This window comes from Lysobacter soli, assembly GCF_009755585.1.
Taxonomy (GTDB): Bacteria; Pseudomonadota; Gammaproteobacteria; order Xanthomonadales; family Xanthomonadaceae; genus Lysobacter_J; species Lysobacter_J soli.
In genome coordinates this window covers 4,045,681-4,071,403 of record NZ_CP046603.1, presented here as the reverse complement: position 1 = coordinate 4,071,403, position 25,723 = coordinate 4,045,681, and the positions used below count along the sequence as shown (strand labels likewise).

General features: G+C 63.3%; 25 protein-coding genes and 2 pseudogenes. 18 read left to right on the top strand and 9 right to left on the bottom strand.

Going from position 1 to position 25,723, the window contains the following annotated elements; all coding sequences use genetic code 11:
* Positions 1 to 171 precede the first annotated feature (171 nt).
* The 5 genes from GOY17_RS18485 (at position 172) to GOY17_RS18465 (ending at position 5,038) form a co-directional block, all read left to right on the top strand.
* Positions 172 to 1,140: a DMT family transporter gene (locus tag GOY17_RS18485; RefSeq protein ID WP_157031486.1), complete on the top strand. Its 969-nt coding sequence runs from the start codon at positions 172 to 174 to the stop codon at positions 1,138 to 1,140.
* Positions 1,141 to 1,271: 131 nt separating this feature from the next.
* Positions 1,272 to 2,309 (top strand): DUF4344 domain-containing metallopeptidase, encoded by a 1,038-nt coding sequence (locus tag GOY17_RS18480; RefSeq protein ID WP_115843247.1) that lies wholly within the window; start codon positions 1,272 to 1,274, stop codon positions 2,307 to 2,309.
* Positions 2,310 to 2,583: 274 nt separating this feature from the next.
* Entirely contained in the window at positions 2,584 to 3,849 is a 1,266-nt protein-coding gene (locus GOY17_RS18475; protein ID WP_232338486.1) for a sensor histidine kinase, read from the top strand.
* Complete coding sequence (locus tag GOY17_RS18470; RefSeq protein WP_157031484.1) at positions 3,842 to 4,615, top strand: LytR/AlgR family response regulator transcription factor; 774 nt, start codon at positions 3,842 to 3,844, stop codon at positions 4,613 to 4,615. Before GOY17_RS18475 ends, GOY17_RS18470 begins: the two co-directional genes overlap by 8 nt.
* A gap of 48 nt (positions 4,616 to 4,663) precedes the next feature.
* The gene (locus tag GOY17_RS18465; protein WP_157031483.1) at positions 4,664 to 5,038 is read left to right on the top strand and encodes a hypothetical protein; all 375 of its coding nucleotides are present in this window, start codon (positions 4,664 to 4,666) and stop codon (positions 5,036 to 5,038) included.
* 106 nt (positions 5,039 to 5,144) lie between these two features.
* Here GOY17_RS18465 and GOY17_RS18460 read toward each other — a convergent pair whose 3' ends face one another.
* Positions 5,145 to 7,370 (bottom strand): NADP-dependent isocitrate dehydrogenase, encoded by a 2,226-nt coding sequence (locus GOY17_RS18460; protein WP_157031481.1) that lies wholly within the window; start codon positions 7,368 to 7,370, stop codon positions 5,145 to 5,147.
* Positions 7,371 to 7,603: 233 nt separating this feature from the next.
* Positions 7,604 to 8,314: a UPF0149 family protein gene (locus GOY17_RS18455; protein WP_157031480.1), complete on the bottom strand. Its 711-nt coding sequence runs from the start codon at positions 8,312 to 8,314 to the stop codon at positions 7,604 to 7,606.
* Between the two features lie 68 nt (positions 8,315 to 8,382).
* Between GOY17_RS18455 and GOY17_RS18450 the strand changes: the two genes are divergently transcribed.
* Entirely contained in the window at positions 8,383 to 8,799 is a 417-nt protein-coding gene (locus tag GOY17_RS18450) for a YchJ family protein (RefSeq protein WP_232338485.1), read from the top strand.
* Positions 8,800 to 8,918: 119 nt separating this feature from the next.
* On the opposite strand, the gene GOY17_RS18445 is transcribed toward GOY17_RS18450, so the two are convergent.
* The 3 genes from GOY17_RS18445 to queF form a co-directional block, all read right to left on the bottom strand.
* A complete protein-coding gene (locus GOY17_RS18445) occupies positions 8,919 to 9,419 on the bottom strand; it encodes a hypothetical protein (protein ID WP_157031479.1) in 501 nt (166 codons plus the stop codon).
* A gap of 27 nt (positions 9,420 to 9,446) precedes the next feature.
* On the bottom strand, positions 9,447 to 9,758 hold the full coding sequence (locus GOY17_RS18440) for a LysM peptidoglycan-binding domain-containing protein (protein ID WP_115843259.1): 312 nt from the start codon (positions 9,756 to 9,758) through the stop codon (positions 9,447 to 9,449).
* An 87-nt stretch (positions 9,759 to 9,845) separates the two neighbouring features.
* Positions 9,846 to 10,667, bottom strand: a complete 822-nt coding sequence (gene queF / locus GOY17_RS18435) for an NADPH-dependent 7-cyano-7-deazaguanine reductase QueF (protein ID WP_157031478.1) — start codon at positions 10,665 to 10,667, stop codon at positions 9,846 to 9,848.
* Positions 10,668 to 11,453: 786 nt separating this feature from the next.
* Here queF and GOY17_RS18430 point away from each other — a divergent pair.
* Entirely contained in the window at positions 11,454 to 11,753 is a 300-nt protein-coding gene (locus GOY17_RS18430) for a hypothetical protein (protein ID WP_157031477.1), read from the top strand.
* Between the two features lie 267 nt (positions 11,754 to 12,020).
* Positions 12,021 to 12,524, top strand: coding sequence for a hypothetical protein (locus tag GOY17_RS18425; protein WP_157031476.1), 504 nt, complete (start codon positions 12,021 to 12,023; stop codon positions 12,522 to 12,524).
* 69 nt (positions 12,525 to 12,593) lie between these two features.
* Here the strand turns inward: GOY17_RS18425 and GOY17_RS18420 are convergent, their stop codons facing one another.
* On the bottom strand, positions 12,594 to 13,328 hold the full coding sequence (locus GOY17_RS18420; protein ID WP_198173748.1) for an NYN domain-containing protein: 735 nt from the start codon (positions 13,326 to 13,328) through the stop codon (positions 12,594 to 12,596).
* Positions 13,329 to 13,496: 168 nt separating this feature from the next.
* Positions 13,497 to 14,348 (bottom strand): hypothetical protein, encoded by an 852-nt coding sequence (locus GOY17_RS18415; RefSeq protein ID WP_157031474.1) that lies wholly within the window; start codon positions 14,346 to 14,348, stop codon positions 13,497 to 13,499.
* Positions 14,349 to 14,640: 292 nt separating this feature from the next.
* On the opposite strand from GOY17_RS18415, the gene GOY17_RS18410 reads away from it, so the two are divergent.
* Both GOY17_RS18410 and GOY17_RS18405 read left to right on the top strand, forming a co-directional pair.
* Complete coding sequence (locus GOY17_RS18410; protein ID WP_157031472.1) at positions 14,641 to 14,886, top strand: DUF2188 domain-containing protein; 246 nt, start codon at positions 14,641 to 14,643, stop codon at positions 14,884 to 14,886.
* Positions 14,887 to 14,942: 56 nt separating this feature from the next.
* Positions 14,943 to 15,611 (top strand): DUF6338 family protein, encoded by a 669-nt coding sequence (locus GOY17_RS18405; RefSeq protein WP_157031470.1) that lies wholly within the window; start codon positions 14,943 to 14,945, stop codon positions 15,609 to 15,611.
* Between the two features lie 520 nt (positions 15,612 to 16,131).
* On the opposite strand, the gene GOY17_RS18400 is transcribed toward GOY17_RS18405, so the two are convergent.
* Positions 16,132 to 16,563 carry a hypothetical protein gene (locus tag GOY17_RS18400; protein WP_157031468.1) on the bottom strand — a complete coding sequence of 144 codons (432 nt, stop codon included), beginning with the start codon at positions 16,561 to 16,563 and terminating at the stop codon, positions 16,132 to 16,134.
* Between the two features lie 207 nt (positions 16,564 to 16,770).
* Between GOY17_RS18400 and GOY17_RS19180 the strand changes: the two genes are divergently transcribed.
* The 5 genes and pseudogenes from GOY17_RS19180 (at position 16,771) to GOY17_RS18380 (ending at position 20,589) form a co-directional block, all read left to right on the top strand.
* Entirely contained in the window at positions 16,771 to 17,100 is a 330-nt protein-coding gene (locus GOY17_RS19180) for a helix-turn-helix domain-containing protein (RefSeq protein ID WP_157031466.1), read from the top strand.
* Between the two features lie 153 nt (positions 17,101 to 17,253).
* Positions 17,254 to 18,750: a recombinase family protein gene (locus GOY17_RS18390; protein WP_157031806.1), complete on the top strand. Its 1,497-nt coding sequence runs from the start codon at positions 17,254 to 17,256 to the stop codon at positions 18,748 to 18,750.
* A pseudogene (locus GOY17_RS19105) lies at positions 18,701 to 18,994 on the top strand (ParB N-terminal domain-containing protein); the annotation flags it as partial. The gene GOY17_RS18390 and the pseudogene GOY17_RS19105, both read left to right, overlap by 50 nt.
* A gap of 33 nt (positions 18,995 to 19,027) precedes the next feature.
* Positions 19,028 to 19,648: a plasmid partitioning protein RepB C-terminal domain-containing protein gene (locus GOY17_RS18385; protein WP_232338484.1), complete on the top strand. Its 621-nt coding sequence runs from the start codon at positions 19,028 to 19,030 to the stop codon at positions 19,646 to 19,648.
* A complete protein-coding gene (locus GOY17_RS18380) occupies positions 19,648 to 20,589 on the top strand; it encodes a plasmid partitioning protein RepB C-terminal domain-containing protein (protein WP_198173747.1) in 942 nt (313 codons plus the stop codon). The genes GOY17_RS18385 and GOY17_RS18380 overlap by 1 nt, the downstream gene beginning before the upstream one ends.
* Positions 20,590 to 20,674: 85 nt before the next feature.
* Here GOY17_RS18380 and GOY17_RS18375 read toward each other — a convergent pair whose 3' ends face one another.
* Positions 20,675 to 21,622, bottom strand: coding sequence for a hypothetical protein (locus GOY17_RS18375; RefSeq protein ID WP_157031462.1), 948 nt, complete (start codon positions 21,620 to 21,622; stop codon positions 20,675 to 20,677).
* 277 nt (positions 21,623 to 21,899) lie between these two features.
* Here GOY17_RS18375 and GOY17_RS18370 point away from each other — a divergent pair, with 277 nt between their 5' ends.
* The 3 genes and pseudogenes from GOY17_RS18370 to GOY17_RS19175 form a co-directional block, all read left to right on the top strand.
* Positions 21,900 to 24,275 carry an integrase catalytic domain-containing protein gene (locus GOY17_RS18370; protein ID WP_198173746.1) on the top strand — a complete coding sequence of 792 codons (2,376 nt, stop codon included), beginning with the start codon at positions 21,900 to 21,902 and terminating at the stop codon, positions 24,273 to 24,275.
* Positions 24,272 to 25,297, top strand: coding sequence for an AAA family ATPase (locus GOY17_RS18365; RefSeq protein ID WP_157031458.1), 1,026 nt, complete (start codon positions 24,272 to 24,274; stop codon positions 25,295 to 25,297). Before GOY17_RS18370 ends, GOY17_RS18365 begins: the two co-directional genes overlap by 4 nt.
* Positions 25,186 to 25,680, top strand: a pseudogene (locus tag GOY17_RS19175) (TniQ family protein); the annotation flags it as partial. The gene GOY17_RS18365 and the pseudogene GOY17_RS19175, both read left to right, overlap by 112 nt.
* Positions 25,681 to 25,723 lie beyond the last annotated feature (43 nt).

The following is a 25,723-nucleotide window of genomic DNA, read 5'->3' as shown; positions in this document are numbered from 1 at the left end:
GGCGAATCAAGGTCCAAACCAGCAGTGCCTCGCTGCACTACCGGTTGTGCCATTCACACTCCGTTGCCCCTCATCCGCCCTGCGGGCACCTACTCCCGGAGGGAGAAGGGACAAAGCTCGGGCCGCAATCTCGTTCAAGACGCAGCGGCACGAACGCGCGACGCTTCCCCCATGCTCACCGGAACCCTCTACGCCCTCGCCGCCGGCCTTCTCTGGGGCCTGGTCTTCGTCGCGCCGCTGCTGCTGCCCGACTACCCGGCGGCGCTGCAATCGGTCGGCCGCTACCTCGCCTTCGGCCTGATCGCGCTGCCGCTGGCCTGGATCGACCGCGCCAACCTGCGGCGCCTGTCGCGCGCCGACTGGAAAGAGGCGCTCAAGCTCGCGGCCATCGGCAACCTGCTCTATTACGTGTGCCTGGCCAGTGCGATCCAGCGCGCCGGGGCGCCGTTGCCGACGATGATCATCGGCACGTTGCCGGTGGTCATCGCCATCAGCGCGAACCTTCGCGACCACCGCCGCGATGGACGCCTGCCGTGGCGGAAGCTCGCGCCATCGCTGTTGCTGATCGCGCTCGGCATCGCCTGCGTCAATCGGGTCGAGCTGGAGGCCCTGCGCACGCAGCCCGACGCCGATGCGTCGCGTTACCTGCAGGGCGCGCTGCTGGCGATCGTGGCGGTGGCGTGCTGGACCTGGTATCCGCTGCGCAACGCGGACTGGCTGCGCGCGCACCCGGATCGCAGCCCGCGCACGTGGGCGACCGCGCAGGGCGTGGCGACGCTGCCGCTCGCGCTGGCCGGCTACGCGCTGCTGTGGGGCGGCATGGCCGTGGCGGGACGCGACTTCGCGATGCCGCTCGGCCCGCGCCCGTGGTTCTTCGTCGGCCTGATGGCGTGCATCGGCCTGTTCGCCTCGTGGATCGGGACGCTGTGCTGGAACGCCGCCAGCCAGCGCCTGCCGACCGCACTGGCGGGGCAGCTGATCGTGTTCGAGACGCTCGCCGCGCTGGCCTACGCCTTCATCCTCCGCGGCCGCGCGCCCGAACCGCTGACGATGCTGGGCATCGCGCTGCTGATCGCCGGCGTGCTCTGGGCCGTCCGCATCCGCCCCGAAGCCAGCGTCGCCGAGGGCCACGCCGCCTGAAGCGCGTGTAGCGCGGCTCCACGACGTGTGAAGGCCGTGGCGGTTCCGCCGTCACGCCGCAGCGGCTAGGATTTCGCCCACGACGCACGCACGGGAGCGCGCGTCGCCTGGGTAAGCGCACGGGGACGCGCATGTCGACGAGACTGTTGATCGTATTGCTGTCGCTGGCACTGGGCGTGGTGAGCGGCGCGTTCGGCTATTCATTGATCGCCGGCAAGCGCCAGGCCGCCGCGCTCGCGGCCGCGCGCGAGGAAGGCCGCAAGGCGGCCGAGAAGGCGATGGCCGACGACATGGCCGCACTCAAGCCGGTGAGCTTCGCCAAGACCGCCGATGCCGAGAGCAAGGCCGGTGGCGTGCAGTTCGGCTACGAATACGTGAAGCCGAAGAACGCCGAGCTCGAGCCGTACTACAAGCTCGCGCACGACACCGACATGCTGCGCCACATCCCGGAAGTGCAGGCCATCGACGGCATGCTGATGCTGCCGCGGCCGATCAACTACGTCACCGCCGAATGCGGCGAGGTCAATGCGTTCTATTCGCCCGAACGCAATGAAGTGGTGATGTGCTACGAGACGATGAAGGTGCTTGAGCAGCGCGGCCGCGAGCTCGCCGCGCACAACAAGCTCCCCGACACGTACGCGCAGCAGTACCTGGATGCGAACTTCCGCTTCATCCTGCTGCACGAGACCGGCCACGCGCTGATCACGCTGCTGGAAATCCCGATCACCGGCCGTGAGGAAGACGCCGTCGACCAGCTCGCGACCACGCTGATGCTGCGCTTCGCCGGCCTCAACGAGTCCACCTCGACCGTCACCGAAAACCTGCGCATGGCGTCGAACTGGTTCCTCGCGCGCAGTACCGGCGAGTACAACCTCGACGCCTACGCCGACCAGCACGCGCTGGGCGAGCAGCGCTACTTCAACCTGCAGTGCCTGCTGTACGGCAGCGATCCGGCGCGCTACCTGAGCATCGTGACCGATGGCGACCTGCCGGAATCGCGCGCGCAGGGTTGCCCGGAAGAGTCGCGCCGCATCAGCAGTTCGTGGCTGCGCCTGCTGCTGCCGTACGTGGCGCCGAAGTACGAGATGACCGAGGAGAAGGCGAACCGCCTGTTCAAGCAGCGCGAGATCGAACGCGTGCGGAACACGGATTCGTCGTACATCCGCTGATCCTCCCGGGTCATGGGCTCGTTGCTGTCATTCCCGCGAAGGCGGGAATCCATCCTGCAGACGTATCACCTTCCGGATGCCCTGATGGTCCGGACGCCTGGATTCCCGCCTTCGCGGGAATGACAGCATCAAAGCGCGCCCGCCCCACCGCAGGAGGGCTTCACTCCCCCCAGCCCCCACTTCGTCGCCCCGCACCCGCGTTCGTCGCGCGCGCCCTTCCGGCCGGCGCCGGGGTCGCTATGCTGCGCCGCATTCCATCGTGACAGGCGCTTCCGTGTTCAAGACCCTGGCCTTCGTGCTCCGCATCGGCTTCGCCTGGCTCATGGCGTTGCTGGTGGTGTCGGCCATCTGGAACCAGCTGCCGGTGCTCGGCCGGCTCGACTGGGTGCTCACGATGGCCGGCATCGCGACGATGGCGCTGGTGGTCGTGGCCGCGTCCTCGCACGTGGACCGCGTGCGCCTGATCGCCAACCGCGTCGACAAGGAAGCGCTCGACAACCGCCAACGCCGGCAGGTCGAAGTGCCGTTCGAAGCCGGCGAAGCGTTCGACTTGGTCGACGCGGCAGTGCGCGAGCTGCCGCGCATCGGTCCGGTGGAAAGCGCGCGCGACAGCCTGCAGCTGCGCGCGACGGTGGCACGTCCGCAGAACGACGGCGACCATCCGCTCGGCCAGTGGAACCCGATGCGCTGGTTCGGCGTCGCACGCAACCGCATCCTCGTCACCGTCACGCCGGGTCGCGACGCCGCCAGCGTCACGCTGATTTGCGAACCGGAAAGCCCCGCGTGGAGCGACTGGTTCCTCGTCGACGAAGGCACGAACTTCGAGAACGCCGAGGCGATCACGCGGGCGATCAGCCGCCGCGTCGCGCAGCGTCGCCGCGACGAAAAGGCCGAGACCGCGCAGACCGCGACGGAGAAGGAGCTCACGGTCGCACGCCTGAACCTGCTGCACGCGCAGGTCGAACCGCACTTCCTCTACAACACGCTCGCCAGCGCGCAGCTGCTCACGCGCAGCGATCCGGCGCGCGCCGACGAGATGCTCGGCCACCTCATCCAGTACCTGCGCCGTTCGCTGCCGAGCACCGACAACGAGATGTCCACGCTCAGTGCGGAACTCGAACGCGCATTGGCCTATCTGGAAATCCTGAAGATCCGCATGGGCTCGCGCCTGGCCGTGCAGGTCGACGTTCCCGAATCGCTGCGCAACACGCCGCTGCCGCCGATGGTGTTGCAGACGCTGGTCGAGAACGCGATCAAGCACGGGCTGGAGCCGCGCACCGGTGGCGGCACGGTGTGGATACGCGCGCGCCGCGTCGATGACGTCGTCGCCGTGACCGTCGCCGACGACGGCGAAGGCTTCAACACGAAGACCAGCGGTACCGGCATCGGCCTGAAGAACGTGCGCGAACGGCTGCGCCTGCTGTACGGCGCGAGCGCGGCGCTGTCGGTGGTCGCGAATTTCCCCAGCGGCGTTGCGGCGACGATCTCCGTCCCGCCCGCCTTGCCGCCTGCGATCCCGACGGAGGGCCGTCATGTCTGAGACCAACTTCACCTGCGTCGTCGCCGAAGACGAATCGCTGCTGCGCGAGTCGCTGGTCAGGCAATTGCGCGAGGTGTGGCCGGAACTGCAGATCGTCGCCGAGTGCGAGGACGGCGCGAGCGCGCTGGAAGCGCTGGCCGAACACACGCCGACCGTCGCCTTCCTGGACATCCGCATGCCCGGCATCACCGGTCTGGAAGTCGCCGGGGCCGCCGCGCAGGTGTCGCCGCGCACGCAGGTGGTGTTCGTCACGGCCTACGATCAGTACGCGATCGACGCCTTCGAGCGCGGTGCGGTCGATTACCTGCTCAAGCCGATTTCGCCCGCGCGCCTTTCGACGACCGTGCAGCGATTGAAGGAGCGCACGGGCAACAACGACGCGGCGGTGCTCGCCGACCTGCTGCAACGCCTTGGTGCGCGGCCGGCCGCCACCGCGGCGCCGCCGCTGACGTGGATCACCGCCAGCGCCGGGCGCGAGACGCGCCTGATCCTCGTCGATGAAGTGGCCTACTTCCGCGCCGACAACAAGTACACCACCGTCGTCACCGCCGAAGGCGAAGCGCTGCTGCGCACGCCGATCCGCGAACTGCTGGGCGTGCTGGATCCCTCGACGTTCCGGCAGATCCACCGCTCCACCATCGTCAACCTGAAGGCAATCGCCGGCATCGTGCGCGACGACACCGGGCGCGGCACCGTGCGCCTGAAATCGCGCCCCGAAACGCTGCCGGTCAGCGCGCCGTTCATGGCGCTGTTCCGCCACATGTAACACCGACGCTTCCGGCAACGGATCGCCAGCCCATCTGCGAGGTGCACCATGAAGTTCCAGGCATTGCTGTATTTCCTGCTGTCGCTGTTCGGTTGCGACGTAGGCAAGAGCACGTTCGTCGATCGCATCGTGCATGACGGCGCGACGTCGCTGGACAGCCGCACGGTCGTGGAGGCCGGCGTGGCGCGCTTCGAGTGCCTGAGTAGCGCGAGCGGGCAGTGCTACTACACGTTGTTCCCGCGCGATTGTTCCGCGTCGAACAAGAAGGACGCCGGATGCCTGGCGAAGCCGATCCGGCAGTTCGCCGTCGCCGATGGCGACACGCGGCAGATCGCGGGGCTTCGCGATTTCCGGTTGTGCGTGAGCGATGAGAATGGCGCTGCGGCACCGGGTTGCCCGGTGCCGGAACCGGTCGCGCGCTAGCCGCTTTCGTAGCCCGGAAGCGGCCCCGGGAAGTTGTCAGGCAAGCCGGGCGTCATCGCCCGCGACTTCACCCCTCCCCTGCATTCGCAGGGGAGGCAGCCGGACATCAAAGCGCCGCGAGCGCCGCGTTGAACGTTTCGCTCGGACGCATCGCCTTGGCGAGCTTGCCCATGTCCGGGTGGTAATAACCGCCGATGTCCACCGGTTTGCCCTGCGCGGCGATCTGCTCGTCGACGATCTTCTGCTCGTTCGCTTCCAGCGCGTCGGCGAGCTTGCCGAAACGCGCGGCGAGTTCGGCGTCGGCCGTCTGGTTCGCCAGTGCGCGAGCCCAGTACATCGCCAGGTAGAAGTGGCTGCCGCGGTTGTCGATGCCGCCGACCTTGCGCGAGGGCGACTTGTCGTTGTCGAGGAACTTCGCGTTCGCCTCGTCCAGCGTGTCGGCCAGCACCTTCGCGCGCGCGTTGCCGGTGTGGTTGGCGAGGTGCTCCAGCGAGGCGGCCAGCGCGAGGAACTCGCCCAGCGAATCCCAGCGCAGGTAGTTCTCCTCGACGAACTGCTGCACGTGCTTCGGTGCCGAACCACCGGCGCCGGTCTCGAACAGGCCGCCGCCGGCCATCAACGGCACGATCGACAGCATCTTCGCGCTGGTGCCCAGTTCCATGATCGGGAACAGGTCGGTGAGATAGTCGCGCAGCACGTTGCCGGTGACCGAGATCGTGTCCTTGCCGTCGCGGATGCGCGAGAGCGACAGCTTCATCGCCTCCACCGGCGACAGGATGCGGATGTCCAGGCCTGCGGTGTCGTGGTCCTTCAGGTAACGCTCGACCTTCGCGATCAGGTTCGCGTCGTGCGCGCGCTGCGGATCGAGCCAGAAGACCGCCGGCGTGTTCGACAGGCGCGCGCGGTTCACCGCGAGCTTCACCCAGTCCTGGATCGGCGCGTCCTTGGTCTGGCACATGCGCCAGATGTCGCCGGCTTCGACCGTGTGCTCCATCAGCACGTGGCCGGCGTCGTCGAGCACGCGCACCACGCCGTCGGCGGGAATCTGGAAGGTCTTGTCGTGGCTGCCGTATTCCTCGGCCTTCTGCGCCATCAGGCCGACGTTGGGCACCGAGCCCATCGTCGCCGGATCGAACGCGCCATGCGCCTTGCAGTCGTCGACCACGGCCTGGTAGATGCCGGCGTAGCAGCGGTCGGGAATGATCGCCTTGGTGTCCTGCAGCTTGCCGTCGGTGTTCCACATGCGGCCGGAGTCGCGGATCATCGCCGGCATCGACGCGTCGACGATGACGTCGCTGGGCACGTGCAGGTTGGTGATGCCCTTGTCTGAGTTGACCATCGCCAGCGACGGGCGACGCGCGTATTCGGCGGCGATGTCGGCCTCGATCGCGGCGACGGTCTCCGGCGGCAGCGACGGCAGGCGCGCGTAGAGGTCGCCGATGCCGTTGTTCGCGTCGAAGCCGGCGCGGGCCAGCACGTCGGCGTGCTTGGCCAGCGTGTCGCGATAGAAGCGCTTGACCACGATGCCGAACATGATCGGATCGGACACCTTCATCATCGTGGCCTTCAGGTGCAGCGAGAACAGCACGCCGCGCGCGAGCGCGTCATCGATCTGCGCATCGACGAACGTCGACAGCGCCTTGGCGCTCATCAGCGAGGCGTCGATCACTTCGCCGGCCTGCACCTTGATGTTGGTCTTGAGCATGTTGCGGCGGCCATCGCTGCCGGTGAGCTCGATCGAGACCGTGCCGGCCTTGTCGATCACCTTCGACTGCTCGCTCGCGTAGAAATCACCGGCATCCATGTGCGCGACGTGCGAGGCCGAATCGGCGCTCCACGCGCCCATGCGGTGCGGATGCTTGCGCGCGTAGTTCTTCACCGACAGCGGCGCGCGGCGGTCGGAATTGCCTTCGCGCAGCACCGGGTTCACGGCGCTGCCCTTGACGCGGTCGTAGCGCGACTTGATGTCGTTCTCCTGCTCGCCCTTGGGCTCTTCCGGGTAATCCGGCAGCGCGTAGCCCTGCTGCTGCAGCTCGGCGATGGCGGCCTTGAGCTGCGGCACCGAGGCCGAGATGTTCGGCAGCTTGATGATGTTCGCGTCGGGCGTGGTCGCGAGCTGGCCCAGTTCAGCCAGGTCGTCGGCGATCTTCTGGTCGGGCTTCAGCAGTTCGGGGAACTGCGACAGGATGCGGCCGGCCAGCGAGATGTCGCGCGTTTCCACCGCGATGCCCGCCGGCGCGGTGTAGGCCTCGATGATCGGCAGCAGCGACTGCGTGGCCAGGAACGGCGCTTCGTCCGTCAGCGTGTAGAGGATCTTGGGCGTGTTGGGCATGTCGGCGTGACTCGCTAGCGGAAGACGGGGGCGGGTGCGCGGCTCGTCGCGGCGTGGCGCCGGCGGGGCCTGTTCGACGCGCGCGCCTGGGCGGCGCGCAACCCCGGCATTGTCGCGGTTTCGATGCAGCGCGGCAAAGCGCGTGGGCGCAACAGTGAGGCGCGCGGTGAGCGCACGCCAAGGCGCGCGCTACCGCACGCGAGGGTATGGCGTCGGAGGCTGGCGGCGGGCGATCAGGCCGCGCCGCAGCACTTCTTGTATTTCTTGCCGCTGCCGCACGGGCAGGGCGCGTTGCGGTCGGGCGTGGCCTCGCGGCGGATGGGCTCGCGCGGCGTCAGCGTGTCGATGCGGAGGTGGTGCAGGTCGGCGAGCATGCCCGGCAGCGAGGCGATGATCTCCAGTCGTTCGCGATAGCTGACCGGCTCGCCGGGCGCTTCGGGATCCTCGCCGACGATCTCGCCGCTGGCGAGGCGATCGAAGCGCAGGAAGATCTCGTCGACCCAGTCGTGCTCGTCGAGCCACTGGTCCCACTTGATCTCGCTCAGCTCGACCGCGCGGAAGAAACCGAATGCCCAGTCGCGGCCGACATCGAGCTCGTCGTCCTGTTCCTCTTCCGGGTTCTCCGGCAGCCAGAGCAGCGGCGCGAGATGGTCGGGCAGGTCGTCCTCGCCGAAGCGCACGCGCTGGTTGACCATGTTCCAGTGGCCCAGCAGCAGCGCCTGGACCTGTTCGCGTTCTTCCTCGTCCTTCCAGCGCGGGGGCGTGCCCCACACCGCGTCGTGCCACTGTTCGAACGGGACGGTTTCCGGCGCGACCGCGAGCGCGGAGAGGTAGCCGTCCAGCGCCTCCAGGTTGAACCCCTTGAACGGCACGGCGCGCTGCTCCAGCAGTTCGGCCAGGCGTTCGATCTGGTCGTCGTCGAGGTAGTTCGGGGCGGCTTTCATGGCGGCTCGTGCTTCGCGGGGGCGCGTCATGGTAGTCGCAGTGGGGTTGCCTCGCCGAGAATTCGCACATGAACCCGAAGCCGTCCGCGCCCATGGCGCCCTCGACCCCGTGCCCCTGCGGCCGCGGCCGCCCGTACGGCCAGTGCTGCGGCCCGCTCCACGCGGGCGCGCCGGCCGCCGATGCCGAGGCGCTGATGCGCTCGCGCTACTGCGCGTACGTGCTCGGTGATGCGCAGTACGTCCTGGCCAGCTGGCATCCGGACACGCGGCCGGAAACGCTCGACCTTGAGGACACCGCATCGACGCGCTGGCTCGGTCTCGACGTGAAGCGCCACACACCGCTGGATGCGGACCACGCGACCGTCGAGTTCGTCGCGCGATACCGCGTCGGGGGCGGCTCGGCCTTCCGGCTGCACGAAATCAGCCGCTTCGTTCGCGAGGACGGCCGCTGGTACTACGTGGACGGCATCCTGCCGCCACGTTGAACGCCGCGCCGGGGAAGCGCGCGGATAAAACACGCGGATAAGAACACGCGGATAAAAAAAGGGCGCGGTAACGAGCCGCGCCCATGCTTGCCCACCAGTGAGGTGGGGGAGAGAGACGGTTACTTCACCTCGAAGTCGCGCGTCTGCACGACCGCGCCATCGAGGAGGACTTCAAGCTTGTACTTGCCGGTCGGGAACCCGCCGGGCTTGCTGATGGTGAAGACGGTTTGGCCTGGGCCAGCGAAGTTCACGTCGGCGGTGTCTTCCTTGACGGTCTGGCCGTCCTGGAAGGTCCACTTCGCGCCGAGCTTGGCGGGCACCGCGGTCGCCGGATCGGACGTCGTCGTGCCGACGGACGCGTTGATCGTGTCGCTGGGCTTGAACGTCGCGGTCGGCGAAGCGACCTTCTTGTCGGCACCGACGGTCGGGCCGAGGTCGACCGTCGTGACGGTGACGGTGGCGACCGGAGCAGGCGTCGGAGCCGGGGCGGGAGCCGCCGGTTCAGTCGTCGCCGGCGGCGTGCTGGTGACGACGGGTTCTTCCTTCTTCTTGCAGCCGACCAGCGCGACGGACGCGAGCAGCGCGGTGGCGACGGCGGTGTGCAGGTGGTTGCGGATCATCGGGACGTCTCCTGGATTGTCGGTCGTTCACTCGCCCGCCGGCGGGATGCGCAGCACCTGGCCCGGCTGGATGCGATCGGGATCGTCCAGCTGGTCGCGGTTCGCGTCGAAGATCGCGTTCCACTTGCTGGCCTTGCCGTAGAACTGCTTGGCGATGTGCGAAAGCGTGTCGCCCTTCTGCACGGTGTAGGACTGCGCTTCGCCCGCGGTGGCGGACGTGATCTGCTCCGTCGAGCTGATCGACGACTGGACGTCGCTGAAATCGGGACGGATCTGTTCCGTGCTCTCGACCTTGCTCTGCACGTCCGAGAAATCGGCCTTCTTGTCGGGTTGGGTCACGTTGGAAGCCTCCTGTCGTGAGGGCGGAGGCACATTGGCACGCGTCCCGTTAAGGAAATATGGCGGCCGGGTAAGCGCTGCGCTTGTTCATTGCCGTTCGTCGCGACCGGGTGCAGGACGCTCGATTCCCGGCGTCGCGCGCCACGGATTGATGTCGAGCCCACCGCGTCGCGTGTAGCGCGCTTCGACCGACAACCGCTGCGCGCCCGTGCGTGCGAGGAGATCGACGAACACGCGTTCGACGCATTGCTCGTGGAACTCGGCGTGGTCGCGGAACGACACCAGGTAGCGCAGCAGTCCCGCGCGATCGAGCTTCGGCCCGTGGTAATCGATCACGATGCGCGCCCAGTCGGGCTGTCCCGTGACGGGGCAGTTCGACTTGAGCAGCGAACTGGTAAGCGTCTCGGTGACCACGCGCGACACATCGGCGGAGAGATGGTCGGCGTTCGGCGGGCCGTAGTCGTCGATCTCGACGTCGAGCGAATCGATGCAGTCGAGCACCGCGTTGTCGGGCGCGGCTTCGTCGATCGGCGGCAGGCCGAACCGCACGTCGACCGGCGCGCCGGCGACACGCGTGAGGTCTTCGACGATGCGCGCGTGCACGTCGGCGTCGGAGTCGAAACGCGCCGCGTTGAACGAGTTCAGGTAGAGCTTGAGCGACTTGGATTCGACCAGGTTCGGCGACGTCGCCGGCACCGTGATGGTCGCGGTGCCCACGCGCGGCTTGCCGCGGCGGTCGAGCCAGCTGAGCTCGTAGGCGTTCCAACGGTCCACGCCGATGAAGGGCAGCTCGCCGGATGCGATGCCGATGTGATCGCGGCCGAGCGAGCGTGCGATCGGGAACAGCAGGCTCGCGTCGTATTCGCGCGGGTAGTCGACGTGGCGACCGAGGGGGAGATCGTGGGTCATGCGGCGATTTTACAGGCGCGACCTGCGCCGCCTTCCTTCCGTGAAGCTGCGGCTTTGAAGTGACGTTGCGATGTGCCGATTGGGCATGAACTCATAGTTCATCGCGACGCCGTGACCATAGTTCACACAGGTGAAGGCCGACTTTGGCGCATCTATAAGAACAGCCGAGCGCATAGTTAAAGCGCAATAAAACTCCAAAAAAACAACAACATAGGAAAGCTATGGCGGTATCATAGACGCCACGGGCGCGCGAGGACGACCTATGACGGCCTATGTCTCCTACTGCGAGGCCAGCTTGGAAGATGGGGTTCTTCTAGCGCATCTCGGGTCTGGCCCTGCAGACCAAATAATTGCGCGCTCCCATACGGATCCCTCAATCCGGATCTGCGTGCGAGAGCCGTCCGACGACTCGGTGCGGTTCCGAGCGCGATGCGGCGTCGCAACACTGACGCCGGACGGTCTCGTCCCTCTTCCTCCAAGCGACCCAACCGAGCTACGGGGTGCATGGGCACGCCTGTTGCCGGTCGGCACACATGTATGGGCCATTCTGCGCCAGGCACACAATGATGGCCGCCTGGATGGGGCGATCTTCACGGGAACTGGCTGGCTCAAGGTCGATGGAAATGTTCTGGAATCGACTGATTCTGGTACCGCACGCGCTGCCTTGGCTGAGGCGGCATTGGCTCCTCCAGAAGCCACCGCCTATGTCCGCTTGGGAGGGAGACCCGAAGAAGTTGCCCAAGTCTTGGCGCTGCTTGATGCGGACCTGGGACGAGCGGATGAGCGATGACGACCGAGCACCAATTCCTCGCCCGTGTAACCAGCTGCCAACTTGCTGAGCGAGAAGAGGCCCTTATTGCCTCGCTGCATGATGGCAGAGTCCTGGTTGACCGCTCCGCCTACGGGCTGGCGCGGCAGCTGAGGAATGCCGGAATTCGCGCCGAAGAGGTATGTGTGCCGGACTGGCGGGAAGGCCCGATCGCCCCTGGCGCGGGGCAGAAGATCCGCCTATTCCACTGCCTCCGATGCTGGGAACAAGGCAGAGAGCCGCCCACGGATGCTGAAATCGATGGCCTGGCGGAATGACTGGCCCGACCTACCTGTTTCTGGATTCCGAATGGCCCGACGAAGCTGATACGGAGCTGGTGAGCCTCGCCGCCACCACGCGTTGGTCGACGCTCACGCACTACGTATGGCCTGGCTCGCTGTAATTGGACGTATCGAGCCGAGTTGGACACAAACCGACGATCGCGGGTAAGGGCCTCGAAGTCTCCACGCGTGGAGGCGTGTTACTTGCGTCGTCACTTTGGCGGTCCCACGCTGGTCGAACACCCAGTCGATGTGAGGTACCGCATGCAAATCCCGGCCGAAGCATTCATCCACACCACCTGGTCCGACCTGCCGCCGGGGAGTCTCGCCAAGTACAAGAACGACTGGCTTCTCGTCATCGATGAAAAGGGCGCGCGTGGCAAGTTCGGCGCCCTGATCGTGAACGGCAAGTTCAGGGGCACCGTCTACGATTTCGGGCAAGAAAATCCGCGCGTTCTCGCCCTGGCCGAAGGCTACAGCTGGCGGGCCGTTCTATCTGAGACTTCCTCGAGCACCACGTCAGAGGGCAAGCGCGGCGCACTAATGATCGGACCGCATGGCCCATTTCTGAAGTCGTTCGTCGGAGAGCAAGATGACGAAGGCTTGGTCGTCGGCCTTGATGGGAAGCTGCAGATGCTCCAGCACCCCCACCATCTGATGGCCGAGTCCTGGGCCGCGCATCTCGTCAACTCCGCGGGTGAAGCGAAGTGGGAGCTATTCGAGGTCGACGTGCAGAGCAACGTGGCACCACACATGATCATTGGCTGAGGGCTAGCCGGTTCCAATCGTCTCCGCATTCGGCCAAGCGTTGAAGGCACCACCGTCCGCCGCTACCCCTCAGATGACCGTTGCCACAGCGCCTGCTGACTTTGGCTCGGACTTCGGTTTCAAGCTCACCCAAAAGCCGGTACCAGGCTCCTGCGTCATCACGAGATCGGGGTAGGTCCGGACCATGTCGGAAAGGGTGGCGTGGCCATACACCTTCGCCGAGAAGCCCGGGTCTGTCCGCTTGAGGTACTGCCCTAGAGCCCCGAGCCCCACCCGACCATCTTCCGTGTCTCCTGCAAGCAGTGTCACCGCGCTGATCAGCGTCTTTGGTCGCCGCTTCGCGGGGGCTTTGGACGGAGACGCTGGTTTGAGCTCGACGGAATCGGTTCCCGCTAGCGATGGCTCCGGTCGCTGCCAGGCAAAGAACTGATCACTGGCATTGCGCAAGGCGTCCGGAGTCTTCGCTTCGCCAACTATAAAGACCGTAGCGCCCCGCTCGCGGAGCTTTCGGCAAAGGTAGGCGAAGTCAGAATCGCTGGTGACGAGGCAAAAGGTATCGGCCCGGCTGTCGAACATCGCTTCCATCGCGTCGAGGGCAAGAGCAATGTCCGCTGTGTTCTTTCCGGCCGCGTACTGGTACTGGAGGCAGGGCGTGAACGCCAGTCTGACGAGCGCCTCTTGCCATCGGTTAGCGAGGGTTGAGTGATTGCCATAGCCCCGCCGTAGCACCACGCGGCCGAACTGGGCCACCATGTGCAGGGCGTACTCGAGCGCTTCTGGGCTGGCGTTGTCGCAGTCAACCATGACCGCGACCCTTGCATCGGTATTAGGCGCAACTGTTCCCATGAGCCCTGTTGTCCCCATAGTTCCTTCTAGGTGGTCTAGATCCGACTGCCGACTCGGAATCTCGGCGAGCCGTCCAACGTTGTCCCCGCGGAGGAAGACGCGCCACTGGCCTGAAGGTACCTTGCCTCACGTGGGGACGACACCGTCTACGAACTCAACCCCGAGCAGGTTCGCGAGAAGCACCTGCTCTGGCGGCATCCTTCCGCCAAGGACAAGTATCGCGCGAGCGCTTGGGGCTTCATTCTTTGCCAGCATCGCCGCCTCAAGTACTGCCCGGTACTTAACGCACTGAAAGATACCGCGCGTAATGTCGGCAGCATTCGAGATCGTGGACTTGATTTCGGCAGCAACCCAGGCTCCTCGGGACTTGAACGACACGTCAAGGCAGTCGCCAGATGGGAGGGGCAGCTCGGTATCCCCGGTAATGGCCGGCGACAGACCGATAACAGCGGGGTTACGCGCAACAAACTCCTTTAGTTGCTTGTGCTCCGCACTTTCTCCAGCACCGCGATACGCAGCCGCTGCCTCTAGTGCCGCTGAGAAATCCAGCACTTGCGGCTTCAAACCAAGATCGGCCAGTAGGCCCCGCCAACCCTCGAATGCAGTAACGCGCTGTAGCTCAAACTGAATAATCTCTCTGCGACGCTTCAGCGGAAGATCCGCGAAGCTCTCCTTCTTGACCACAAACCAGCCAATACCCTCCCCCGGAAGGCCCGTCGCCTTGTTGACGACAAGGCATTGGATGGGGGGGATCGGTGTCCCCTTCTTGATCTGTAGATACTCCATAGTCTGTCCGACGCAGCCCAGAACGTAATTCAGGTTGCGGGGGTTCGGCATACCCAACTCGGCAGCAAGGGACGAGTACGAAATGGGAGTCGCAGCCTCAGCCTGTCGGACCAGGATTGGCAATGCGGCTCTTGCGCGTTCCTGATAAAGCTTGTCGCCAAAAATCGGTGCTGCAGTCGTCGCAGTTGCCATCGACTCCCCCTGTCCGAACTAGGGTGCGGAACCCAGTTGCGCTGGGTCACAGAGTACTCTTCCCGCCTGCCCCCCCGAAGATCGGATATCTAGAGAGCATCTCAGCCTTGCGCGCGGCGGCTCGGTATGCGCAGTCCAGTCCCGGCATCGCCATCACGCGGGTGGACGCGGCCGCGGGTGCCCAACTGGTCCGACCGCCCGATGATGCAACGAGAATTGCGGACGCGCCTACCAGTTGGTATTAAAAGTAGGAACCTCGCTGGCGCGGTACCCGCCACCACTGGAGGCCGTAATGAGCAAGGGCAAAGATCGGACCGTGTATCGCCGTGACGACGGAGCTTGGGTGAACAAGCGTAATGACGCCGATCGGGCGTCGTCCGTTCACCACACCCAGCGTGAAGCCGAGCAGGCTGCGAAGGGCATGCTGCGAAATCAGGGCGGTGGCGAACTGACCACCAAGGGCGTCGATGGAAAGATCCGGAGCAAGGACACCATTGCCCACCCCGATCCCAACCCGCCGAAGGACCGCGAGCACTGACGACGCTTTCGCCCAATCACTGCTACGAACGTCGTCGGGCCCAGGATGAGTAACGCATGTCAGAACTGTCGACCGAAGCAGTCAAGTTACTGACCTATCTGCTGCCGGGGTTTATGGCCGCGTGGCTGTTCTACGGGCTCACGTCACACCCGAAGCCATCGCAGTTCGAGCGCGTCGTTCAAGCGCTGATTCTTACCTTCGCCATCCAGGTCCTGCTACTACCGATCAAGTGGATGGCGATCGCGGCAGGCCACTTCGTCGACGCAGGCGCTTGGACATCGTCGTCTGCGCTAGCGATGTCATTTCTGCTGGCGATCGTCGTCGGTGGGGCGCTGGCGCATTTCACCAACAAGGACTCGCTCCACCGAAGACTGCGCGGCCTCGGGTTCACGTCTAGGACCTCGCATCCATCGGAGTGGTACTGCGTCTTCGACCGACAGCGATCGTTTGTAATCGTCCAGTTCCGCGACGGTCGCCGGTTATACGGGTGGCCCAAAGAATGGTCGAACACGCCGGAAGATGGCCAGCTCTACATCCAGTGGCCAAGCTGGATCGACGAGGCAGGTGAAGTCATCGACCTGCCCCAGCTCGACGGGGTTCTGGTTCACAGCAAGGATGTCCAGTGGGTCGAATTCACACACAACGAGGAACGCCATGACGAACGAACGCAGGACGCCACCTCCGACGGAGCGCCGGGGCTCCAACCCGCCGGCTCCGGGTCATAACGCCAACACCAATCCGCCTCCTACACAAAGCAAGCCAGCCCCGCCGCCGAACCCACCTCCGGCGCGTAAGGGCTGACGAGTATGCGCCTGAACTGCGTAGGCCCGCCCAACAGTCTCGGCATCTAGGCCACGTCTACTTGGCTTCGTAGGTATCCGCGCCTCCCGACTCAAAAAGGAGGCGCGAGATGTCCCACTTTATGGGACGCGGTTGGTCGCGCTTCGTGGGCGCCAGAATCGCAGCAGGAAGGCCTTCGTTGCATCGCACTAGCGCGCCATGGCGTCATAGGGCGCTCCCGCGGCCCTGACCTCGTCCGGTCAGGCCGATGTCAAACACCGGCCGCTGCCATAAGACCTGGAGTCTGTCCCTCGAGACGCCGGCGGGGCTCCCTCGGCACAACAACCAGCACATCACGCTAATCAGCGACGGCGACTGTCAGGGGCCGCCGGTGGTTCTGCCCCTCCCGACAAAGGCTTCTTCTGGGGGCTTCAGGAAGCTCAACACGACGAAGCGCAATGCTAATCAGGCATCGCTTCTTAGGCGCCGAATCTTGCGCCGCGACTTGAGTGCTTCCCTGACGCGCGTATCAGGTATCAACCAAAGAATCTCAAAGATATAGATAGGCATCGCCAACAAGATCGTGACGAAGAAGGGCGCCTGTTTGAGGGCTTGGTGCAAAGGCGTGAAGAGGATGAGGACCAGGAAGACGACGATGAATGCAACGAACAAGACGTAGTTGGCGCCGGCCTTGCCGATCAGGCGAGTGATCTCCAGCGAGTTCCAACGTAGTGAGTGAATCTTGCGGAGGTTGGCAAGCTTTCTTCCTCGCATGTATCCGCGTATCTGTGAGGGACCATGCACGAATGACTTCTTGATTGCCCAAGACACAGCGACGAAGAAGAGTCCGGTAAACCACCAAGATGGATCGGCAAGGTTCGAAAAGATGGCATCCATGTTGAGCTTCTTATTCCATTCTGCTGTAAACGATGAGGTCTGCGGATTTCCGTATTGACCGCGCAACCTAACTAAGTGCGATTATCGGCAGCCCGCGACCCAAGTTGAAGCGACTCACGTCTTGACCAGGCCGAGTCGAAGGTCACCAGCCCAAAGCTAAGTCGCCGATGGTAAGTTAAGGCTATCCATCAATACTGGCGCTAAGGCGTGAGCAATCGGATCCGAGCACTACGGGAGGCTCAAGGACTCACTCTCGAAGCGTTAGCGGAGCTCTCCGGCACCACCAACCAGCAAATCAGTCACCTTGAATCGGGCCGCCGCCGTCTGACGGTGGACTGGCTGTGCCGATTAGGGGAGGCGCTCTCGTGCCATCCCTGGGCACTGGTGGAAGAAGATCTGCCATCGACAGCGTTGCCCCCACCGGAAACCCGACTCCTAACTGGGTTTCGAGGGCTGCGTAGAGAGCAGCGAGAGGCCGTTCTGACGATTGTCTCCGCTCTATCCACTTCGGCCCGCCGACGAAGGGCATCCGAGTAGCCGCCAGCGTATCCATCCGCTTTGTTTGACTTTTTCCTACATTCGGTGTAGAAGCGCATTACGTTTCGCTAGCCTGGTTCAGTCATGGGCACGTCGCGTACCCGGGATGGGCAGAGTGCCGGCCAGGTAGTGCCGGTCGCTCAGTACGTCCGCATGTCGACGGACCACCAGAAGTACTCGACAGAGAATCAGCGCGACGCCATCCGCAAATACGCCGACCAGCACGATATGACGATCGTGCGCACGTACGCGGACGAGGGAAAGAGCGGTCTCAGCCTTGAGGGGCGCAACGGTCTAAAGACCTTGATCGATGACGTTCAGGCGTCACGCCCGCCTTTCAACGCCATCCTTGTGTACGACATTAGCCGATGGGGCCGCTTCCAGGACGCTGACGAGAGCGCGTATTACGAGTACCTATGCCGCCGCGCAGGTATTCGCGTCCATTACTGCGCGGAGCCTTTCGAAAACGACGGCAGCCCGATGACCGTAGTGATCAAAAGCGTCAAGCGCGTGATGGCTGGCGAATACAGCCGCGAACTCTCGAACAAGGTGTTCATGGGCCAGTGCCGCCTGATCGAGCTGGGCTTTCGTCAGGGCGGGCCGGCGGGCTTCGGACTGCGCCGAATGCTCCTCGACGACCGCCGACAGCCGAAGGCCGAGCTGCGCCTTGGCGAACGCAAAAGCCTACAAACGGATCGCGTAGTTCTTACACCCGGCCCGGCCGAGGAGGTCGCCGCCGTTAGGCAGATCTATGAGTGGTTCGTGCACAACCGCCGTTCGGAGCAGGAGATCGCCGAGTCTCTGAATGTCGCCGGGATCCGCACAGACCGAGGGACGACTTGGACGCGTGGAACGGTCCACCAGATCCTGATAAATGAAAAGTACGTCGGGAACAACGTTTACAACCGCACATCGTTCAAGCTGAAGCAGCGCCGGGTGCGTAACCCACAAGAAATGTGGGTTCGCGCGAACAACGCTTTCGAGCCAGTCGTTCCTCAGGAGCTCTTCTCACGAGCGAGCGCTGTCATCTCTGCCCGGTCGCGGCAGTTGGACGACAGCGACATGCTCGAACGCCTGCGAGACCTACGTGATCGAACCGGCGCGCTCTCCGGTCTCCTCATAGATGAACAAGAGGACATGCCGTCCAGCAGCGCATACCGGACAAGGTTCGGCGGCCTTGTCCGTGCGTACTCTCTGATCGGGTACGTTCCTCGCCGCGATTACGAGTATTTGCGGATCAACCGTGCTTTGCGAGAACGCCTCCCTGAAGTCTTATCCGAAGTCGTATTCGGCCTGCGACGCTCCGGCATCAGTCTCCACCGCGACGAAGAAAGTGACCTGATAACAGTGAACGGCGAGTTCACCGTCTCGGTCGTGCTGGCCCGGTGTCTACGGACATCCGGAGGCGCATTCCGCTGGCGGATTCGGTTCGATACAAGCCTCAGGCCAGATATCACTGTCGCGGTACGAATGGCTGCCGATCAGCAGCACATACTCGATTTTTACCTATTCCCCCGGATCGATCTCCCGATCCACCCCTTGCGGCTTGCTGAAGAGGGCAATGGCCTAGGACTGGACTCCTACTGCTTCGACACGCTCGATGCACTTTACGCCCTGGCCGAGCGCGTTCCGCTCCAGCTTGCTGCCTGAACTAGGGAGCGCCGCCATGCGCCCTATACAACAGATCCCTATAGACGATATTCAGGTGCTCAACCCTCGAGCTCGCAGTCGCGCTCAGCATCGAGAAATCATCGATAACATCGGCACTATTGGCCTGAAGCGACCCATTACGGTAAGCGCCAAACAGCAGCCTGACGGCGCTCTCCGCTATGACCTAGTGTGCGGCCAAGGTCGTCTTGAGGCCTACCGAGCGCTCGGCATCCCTGAGATCCCCGCTTTCGTCATAAGCGCGACGGAGGCGAACTGCATGATCATGAGCCTCGTCGAGAACGTCGCTCGGCGTCAGCACCCTGCGGTGGAGATCATGAGGGAGATCGAGACCCTGCGAAAGCGGGGCTACGACGATCAGCAGATCGCGGGGAAGATCGGAACGACGGCCTCATGGGTAAGTATGGTCGCGGGACTCCTGGACAACGGTGAGGAGCGTTTAGTTGCGGCCGTCGAGACCGGACTCATGCCAATAAGCATGGCAGTGCAAATCTCACGCAGCGACGACGCGGATGTGCAACGCCTGCTCACTGAGGCATACGCCGAGGGAGCCCTGCGAGGAAAGAAGCTGGGCATCGTCCGGCGCATTCTTGAGCAACGGACGCGGCGAGGAAAGTCTGAGCGGCACGGCTCACTTGGCCGCCGTGACAGGAATCGAAAGCTCACCGTCGAACAACTCAAACGAGTTTACGAGCGTGAAGTTGAGAAGCAGCAAATCCTGATCAAAAAGGCAGATATCACGCAGAACAGACTGATGTTCATCACGAGATCCCTTCGCGAGCTACGAGCTGACAAGCAGTTCGTCGCGCTGCTGCGTAATGAACGGATGGAAACCTTGCCACGCGCCTTGGCGGAGCGCATGACGACAGGGCCATCATAATGAACAACGCTCGCGATCCTGCTGGCAGCGCTAGCTTCGAGAAGAAGACTCGGACTGTGGCGATTGACGCCATCATTCGGCACAAAGCGTACCGTCCCACCTTCAAGCAAAGCCAGAAGTACAAGCAGATTGTAGCTTCGATACAGGCAGTAGGTCTCGTCGAACTGCCCGTAGTGATTCCGGACAGGAAGAACCCGGACAACTACTACCTCCTTGACGGCCAAATGCGCTTGGAAGCTCTCAAGGACCTGGGGGCGACCGAAGTGGAATGCCTTGTCTCCATGGATGATGAGGCGTACACCTATAACAAGCGCATCAACCGATTGTCCGTCGTACAGGAGCATCGGATGATCGTCATGGCCGTCGAACGCGGTGCACCAGAAGAAGAGATCGCCGTTGCACTCAACCTGTCAGCGAACACTATTCGCAGTAGGTTCCGTCTTCTTGATGGTCTATGCGCTGAGGCGGTTGCGCTGCTCTCAGACAAGCCGAACTGCACGATGACCGTGATCAATGTCCTGAAGCGGATGAAGCCGCTCAGACAAATGCAGGCTGCTGAGCTTATCGTGGGACAGAACAACTACTCGTCGAGCTTCGCAAAATCTATTCTGGCGGCCACCTCTGACGACCAATTAGTAGAGTCAGGGACGCCTAAGGGCAAACCAGATGGATCACGTGACCAACTTGCCCGCCTAGAGCGCGAGCTTGAAGCCACGCAACGCCGGACGCGCTTTGTCGAAGAGACGTTCGGAGACGACAATCTTTGCCTGACTGTGGCGCAGAGCTACCTGGCCAACATGCTGAGCAAACCCCGAGTAGTCCAGTGGTTGGCACAGCACCATGCCGACTACCTAAATGAATTCCAGGCCCTCGTGTCATCGTCGCTGCTACTGCCCACGCAGCCCTCGGATGCTGGCCGCACGCACACCCGGCGCCAATAGGGAGTCCCGGGGCCGCGAACAACCGAAGGCGTGAGGCCCATCAGGCGCACAGATGCTACCGGCTGATGGCCCTGCCGACAGTCCTTCACTCATCAGCGTCGACGAAGATAGGGTATCGGGCGAGCTGATCAGCTTTGCGCTGGCCATCACGTCCGTATGCACATGCGAACGCCTCAAGAGACGCCTCTCGCATCTCGCCACCCGGCGTTGCGATCGCTCTCACCAAGTGGCGTAACAGCGCAACGTAGATCGGCCACCTGTGCCTCTCGTGCTGGCGCAGCTCACCGACTCCGGTCACGCGATCGATCTCGCCCGCCACGAAGCTTACCGCCTCATACATCACCAGAAAGGCGGTACGGTCCGACGTGATCCTGAACCGCCCATCGGACTGGTCGGCAAGTGCAGTTCGCTGCAAGGCCTCCGTCAGAATCTCCATCGCCGCAACGAACCTTCTAGAGATGGCGAGAAAGCACAGCGCCTGAACGATGCAGCAGGCGGCGCCGAATGCTGCGGGTCGCTCGCCTTTCGACAGGAGGACTCGGACTGACAGAACGAGGAATGCCAAGCCATCCAAAGACCCGATGGCCTCTGCCGCCTCGTCCGCCCTCTCGTCTCTGAGAAGATCGGGTAGGTGATTCGGAACGACGCGCTCCAAGGCCACCTTCTGCCGGTAGCAGGCGGCCATTTCCGTCGTCGCATCGAGCGCCGCCCACAGGGGATGCTGATAGACATCCAGCGTTCCGGGCAGATGCGCCTCCAGCGCCAGCAGTTGCCTGCGGCTTGGCGCCTTCAAGCTCTCGCTGGAACGCGGGCCGGGCACGTGAAGTCCAGCCGGGATGGCTCCTCTCACCGTGCCGTACGCGCGTCTGAACCGCTTCAGATAGGCAATGTTCTCGGCCTCGACCTCACTTGCCCACGTCAGAATCCGCGCCGACTGAACGCAGGCACGCGACGGCTTGCCAGATGGCCATGGATAGCCGTCATCGTTTCCATTCTTTGGAAACTCTCCGGATAAATGGAAAGCGTCAATCACTTAGCCCCTTTTTCCGGCACGGAAAAAAATTGAGGTAGGGCAAGTCCCGACCTAGTCTCGGAATGGACCAAACCGTGCGGAGTCGAAATGCGATAGGCGCGAACCGTAGGAACCAAAACACGAGCACCTGAGACGAGAAAGCCCGGGAGGTTGGACTCCCGGGCTTCCGATGCCGCAGTCACCTTGGTCAGGGGACGGACGCAGGCATCTTGCGCTCGGGATTTTCTTGCTGTCAAGGGAATCAAGCTTCCGCCTATCGGAGGCTATGGGGCGTCTTATGCCTTCAGAGAATCTCATTCTGCGCGTGCATCTGGAGCGCGCAGGACTCGATCCGAAGCATCTACCCAGAGTGATCGATATGTGTCGCGCCAGTCCGGCAAGAAAGACTGGCAAAGGCGCCTTGGACAACATCACTGTTCGATTCCAGTCTCAAAAGAACGCCTGCTCCCGACTGCTGGAAAGCCATACCGTCGAGCGGCTCTACGCATATGAGTTGGAACTCGATCCAACAGTCGTCTGCTACTACAGCCAAGTCCAGTGCCATGGCATAGAGCGCAAGCAAAAGAGCGGCCGCCGGCACGTGTCGAACGCCACCGTGGACTTTCTGGTCGTTCGGAACACGGGCATCGAACTGATCGAATGCAAAACCCGGCAGGCCGCCGCCACTCTAGTTCAGAACAATCCAGAAGAGTGGCACAGCACCGAGGACTTCCAGATTTCCCGCCCACCCTTGGAGCGGTGGGCCGAGACGCTTGGTCTCCGGTATCGCGTCTGGCTGCAGCCACCCGAGTTTTCGATTCGCCTGGCGAACCTCGCGCTTCTATATGGCGTCTCGGCGCTGAAGGAACCGGGTGCACCACATCGGTTGGCGTTGGCACGCCTCAGCCGCTCCGCCTGCTCGATCTCCGAGCTGACCGATGCGGTCAAAGATTTCACACCCTTGACTGCACTGCAGCTTCTTCGATCGCGTCTTTGCTTCGGTCCGACGTTCAGCGTCGCGCTTGACGACATAGACAATTTCCTCCTCTTCGCCGATGAAGAGCAGGCCGATACTGCCGCACGTGCCGGCCTTGACCAGATCAGAGGTAGGTTGAAACAAGCCGATGACCCGATCTCGTCGGCCACCATGGTCGACCTCTCTCACGGTCGCGAACGCCTTGCCAAGTTGCTTCGAATGGAGGCTGGGCAAGAGGGCTTTACCCGAGCCTATAGGGAGCTGAAGAAGGCAGTGGATGCCGCTCGCGCAGCCGGTACATCGGAGCTTGTGCCATGCCTTACGAACTATGCCAACAGTGGAAATCGCACATTGCGGCTTCCCCCGGCGCAGGAAGAGGCGCTCCGCGTTGTTTGCCGCCTTTGGAATAGCGGCACGTTCCATGATATCGAAGACGCCCGCGAACGACTGCGCATCGAATGTCGTCAACGGGGTGAAGAGGTCACGCCAACCAGGACCACACTGTGTAGGAGATTGGCTGCGGAGAGCCCGACGAAGCACGCGCTCAGCACCGGGGGGATGCGCAAGTACCAGAACACTCGCGAATCGACCGATCCGCGCAAGCGTTCCCTAGATGCGCTTGCGGTGGGCGGCCATCTTCAAATCGACTCGACCCCCATCGACAACCGTGTATTCCCTGGCATCGAGAACATCCTGCTTCTAGAGCGGCCGCTGATCTACATCGCGGTCGATCGGTGCGCCGATGGACCGGTGGCCCACTCTTTGGGATTTGGCCCCGCACGCACATCGGCCCTAGCGATGCTCATCCGAGACTACGTACGCCGATATGGACGGTTGCCCCAAGTCATACAGGTAGATCGGGGCCCCGAAATGACGGCGAAATGGCTGGAAGGATTCTGCGACTACTACGGCATCATTCTGCTGATCAACCCGACTGCCGCGTCTGCCTCAAACGGCCAGGTGGAGAACGTCAACGGGCGGCTAAACCCAGTGTTGCATCGGCTGCCCGGCAGCACCAAGCCGGATCGTGACGGCCGCGGAGTGGATGGAAGATTCAAGAGTTATCGCACGGCCCGACTGCAGTTCTCATTCCTGCGGGACGAGGTTGAGAAGATTCTCCACGAGGACATCTGGTCTTCACCGTTGGCAGACGGTAGGTCTCCATCCGAACGCAGCCTTGAGGCACTGGAGCTCTTCGGTCATGTGGGGAAGGCCCAGATGTACGACGAAGACTTCCTTTTTCAAACGTCCACCAGGGTCAGCATTAGAACTTTGGACGAAAGGAGGGGCGTGCGCACCGGCGGCTACAGGTTCTCGAGCACTGAACTGTTGGCAGCTGCCCGCTTCTCTGACCTTGACGAGGTTCGCCGCGACTGCGCAGATCCAAGTTTGGTTCGTGTCCAGCTCAAGTGTGGCCGCTTCAAAGCTTGGTCCTCGCTTGCCCCGCGCCTTGCGGCACGCTCAGCGCTGGATGTCGAGTTCCACGCCTACTACGGGACACAACTCCGACGCGATAGCGTTCCACGCAGGGAACAAGTTCGCAGCAATCAGTACGCCCGCGCCGAGGCGATCTTGCAAGATCTCGCGCACAGAAATGAGTCGGGCCCCGCACAACCGGAACTGCGGACAGAGAAGCAGGCTGCTTTGCCGAGCCTTCCCTACGAAGCCATCGACGACTATCCGGAGCAGACTGCATGACGACGGCAACGTCCTTGATCGAGCACCCCCACTTTGTCGGCGCGCGTGACGATCTGCTGAGGGCTGCGGATCGCTCGCCTCCAGGAGGACTCATATTTGTCATTGGACCGTCCGGCGCGGGAAAGAGCGAGCTTCGGTACCTGGCCATGCGCGCTCTTGCCGGTGACCCTAGAAACTGGAAGCGAGGCCAGCTCCCAGCGATTGCCGTACGCGCGACGCTCACAGAGCGGAATCGGTTCAACCCGAAGGATCTCGCCATGAGAATGGCGATGGCACTCCGGAACCCAGACTTCTCCTGGTTGACGCCTCGCGGGGAAATTGCCGACCCCGACGTCGTACACATGGTCATGGACGCTAGAGAGATCTCTTCCGAGTGGTCGGCCATCAGGCAGTACCGCACTGAACATGACCTGAGACTCGAGTTCGAGATGCACGGGAAGGCACGGGGTGTTCGCTGGCTGTTCCTAGAGGAGGCAGCTTCCCTCGCCAGCGTGACCAAAGGGCAGTCCGTCTTCAACTATATGCTCAGCTATATGCAGCTGGCGAAGGAATGCCAGCTCACTCTGATACTCATGGGGACGCCGAGGGCGGCGGCGCTGTGGCAGTGCCACCCCGATGTATCCAGGCGCGCCCTCTTCGTTTGGGTGCAGCGCTATCGCGAGAACCGGCCCGACGACCATCTACGCTTTGCCCGTCTGGTCAAGACCATTCAGAAGCGATACCCGTTTGCGTCCCCCACGTTGGCGCTGGATCACCTGCAGCTGGTCATCGTGAACTCGGCGGGATCGTACGGCGAGGTGGAGCAGCTGTTTCGAAGGGCAGACATGGCGCGTGCTCGGCGCGGTACTGACCACATCGAGGCCCGCGACCTTGAAGAAGCCGCCTACCCGAAGCTTCAGCTTGAACGAATGTGGGCCGAAGCGAAGGCATTCGACGATCTCTGTGCGAAGAATCCAAGCCCCTCGGAGCTAGCTTACTCGACACTGACGTGGGGGAGCTCCCAGGACGCTGGCGAGAAGTGAACGCGATTCGCCCTTGGCAATGGACCGCACTGCCGCCGTTGGAGCTGCGCGGAGTGGGCACCCCCAACGCTGAATCGCTAGAGTCATATGTTGTGCGCCTGGCGCACGCATCTGGCGAGAAAGTTTCCACCCTCCTACAGAAGGTCGATGTCGCGAGCGGCGAGAAGCACGTTCACAACAATCGGCCACGTTCTCTTATCACCGGGCCCGGCAAGCGCCGTTTCATCCGCCGAGCTGAGACACTCAATACGCTAACGGGCAGCACGAACCTGTTGCGGGGTACGTTCTGGGCGCTCAACAGGCTGATCAATGAAACGGGACATGGTCTCAGTCACAATCGGCGTTGGTGTCCGGCCTGCCTGCTCGCAGACCCTGATGACTGGGTAGGTTGCCGTCTGGCTTGGCACTTCTCGCACCTGTCCAGAT

Excerpts from the sequence above, each read along its gene's own strand:
- GOY17_RS18485 (WP_157031486.1), top strand. The coding sequence starts at position 172 with ATGCTCACCGGAACCCTCTACGCCCTCGCCGCCGGCCTTCTCTGGGGC.
- GOY17_RS18480 (WP_115843247.1), top strand. The coding sequence starts at position 1,272 with ATGTCGACGAGACTGTTGATCGTATTGCTGTCGCTGGCACTGGGCGTG.
- GOY17_RS18470 (WP_157031484.1), top strand. The coding sequence starts at position 3,842 with ATGTCTGAGACCAACTTCACCTGCGTCGTCGCCGAAGACGAATCGCTG.
- GOY17_RS18465 (WP_157031483.1), top strand. The coding sequence starts at position 4,664 with ATGAAGTTCCAGGCATTGCTGTATTTCCTGCTGTCGCTGTTCGGTTGC.
- GOY17_RS18460 (WP_157031481.1), bottom strand. The coding sequence starts at position 7,370 with ATGCCCAACACGCCCAAGATCCTCTACACGCTGACGGACGAAGCGCCG.
- GOY17_RS18455 (WP_157031480.1), bottom strand. The coding sequence starts at position 8,314 with ATGAAAGCCGCCCCGAACTACCTCGACGACGACCAGATCGAACGCCTG.
- GOY17_RS18450 (WP_232338485.1), top strand. The coding sequence starts at position 8,383 with ATGAACCCGAAGCCGTCCGCGCCCATGGCGCCCTCGACCCCGTGCCCC.
- GOY17_RS18445 (WP_157031479.1), bottom strand. The coding sequence starts at position 9,419 with ATGATCCGCAACCACCTGCACACCGCCGTCGCCACCGCGCTGCTCGCG.
- queF (WP_157031478.1), bottom strand. The coding sequence starts at position 10,667 with ATGACCCACGATCTCCCCCTCGGTCGCCACGTCGACTACCCGCGCGAA.
- GOY17_RS18430 (WP_157031477.1), top strand. The coding sequence starts at position 11,454 with ATGACGACCGAGCACCAATTCCTCGCCCGTGTAACCAGCTGCCAACTT.
- GOY17_RS18425 (WP_157031476.1), top strand. The coding sequence starts at position 12,021 with ATGCAAATCCCGGCCGAAGCATTCATCCACACCACCTGGTCCGACCTG.
- GOY17_RS18420 (WP_198173748.1), bottom strand. The coding sequence starts at position 13,328 with ATGGTTGACTGCGACAACGCCAGCCCAGAAGCGCTCGAGTACGCCCTG.
- GOY17_RS18415 (WP_157031474.1), bottom strand. The coding sequence starts at position 14,348 with ATGGCAACTGCGACGACTGCAGCACCGATTTTTGGCGACAAGCTTTAT.
- GOY17_RS18410 (WP_157031472.1), top strand. The coding sequence starts at position 14,641 with ATGAGCAAGGGCAAAGATCGGACCGTGTATCGCCGTGACGACGGAGCT.
- GOY17_RS18405 (WP_157031470.1), top strand. The coding sequence starts at position 14,943 with ATGTCAGAACTGTCGACCGAAGCAGTCAAGTTACTGACCTATCTGCTG.
- GOY17_RS18400 (WP_157031468.1), bottom strand. The coding sequence starts at position 16,563 with ATGGATGCCATCTTTTCGAACCTTGCCGATCCATCTTGGTGGTTTACC.
- GOY17_RS18390 (WP_157031806.1), top strand. The coding sequence starts at position 17,254 with ATGTCGACGGACCACCAGAAGTACTCGACAGAGAATCAGCGCGACGCC.
- GOY17_RS18385 (WP_232338484.1), top strand. The coding sequence starts at position 19,028 with ATGATCATGAGCCTCGTCGAGAACGTCGCTCGGCGTCAGCACCCTGCG.
- GOY17_RS18380 (WP_198173747.1), top strand. The coding sequence starts at position 19,648 with ATGAACAACGCTCGCGATCCTGCTGGCAGCGCTAGCTTCGAGAAGAAG.
- GOY17_RS18370 (WP_198173746.1), top strand. The coding sequence starts at position 21,900 with ATGCCTTCAGAGAATCTCATTCTGCGCGTGCATCTGGAGCGCGCAGGA.
- GOY17_RS18365 (WP_157031458.1), top strand. The coding sequence starts at position 24,272 with ATGACGACGGCAACGTCCTTGATCGAGCACCCCCACTTTGTCGGCGCG.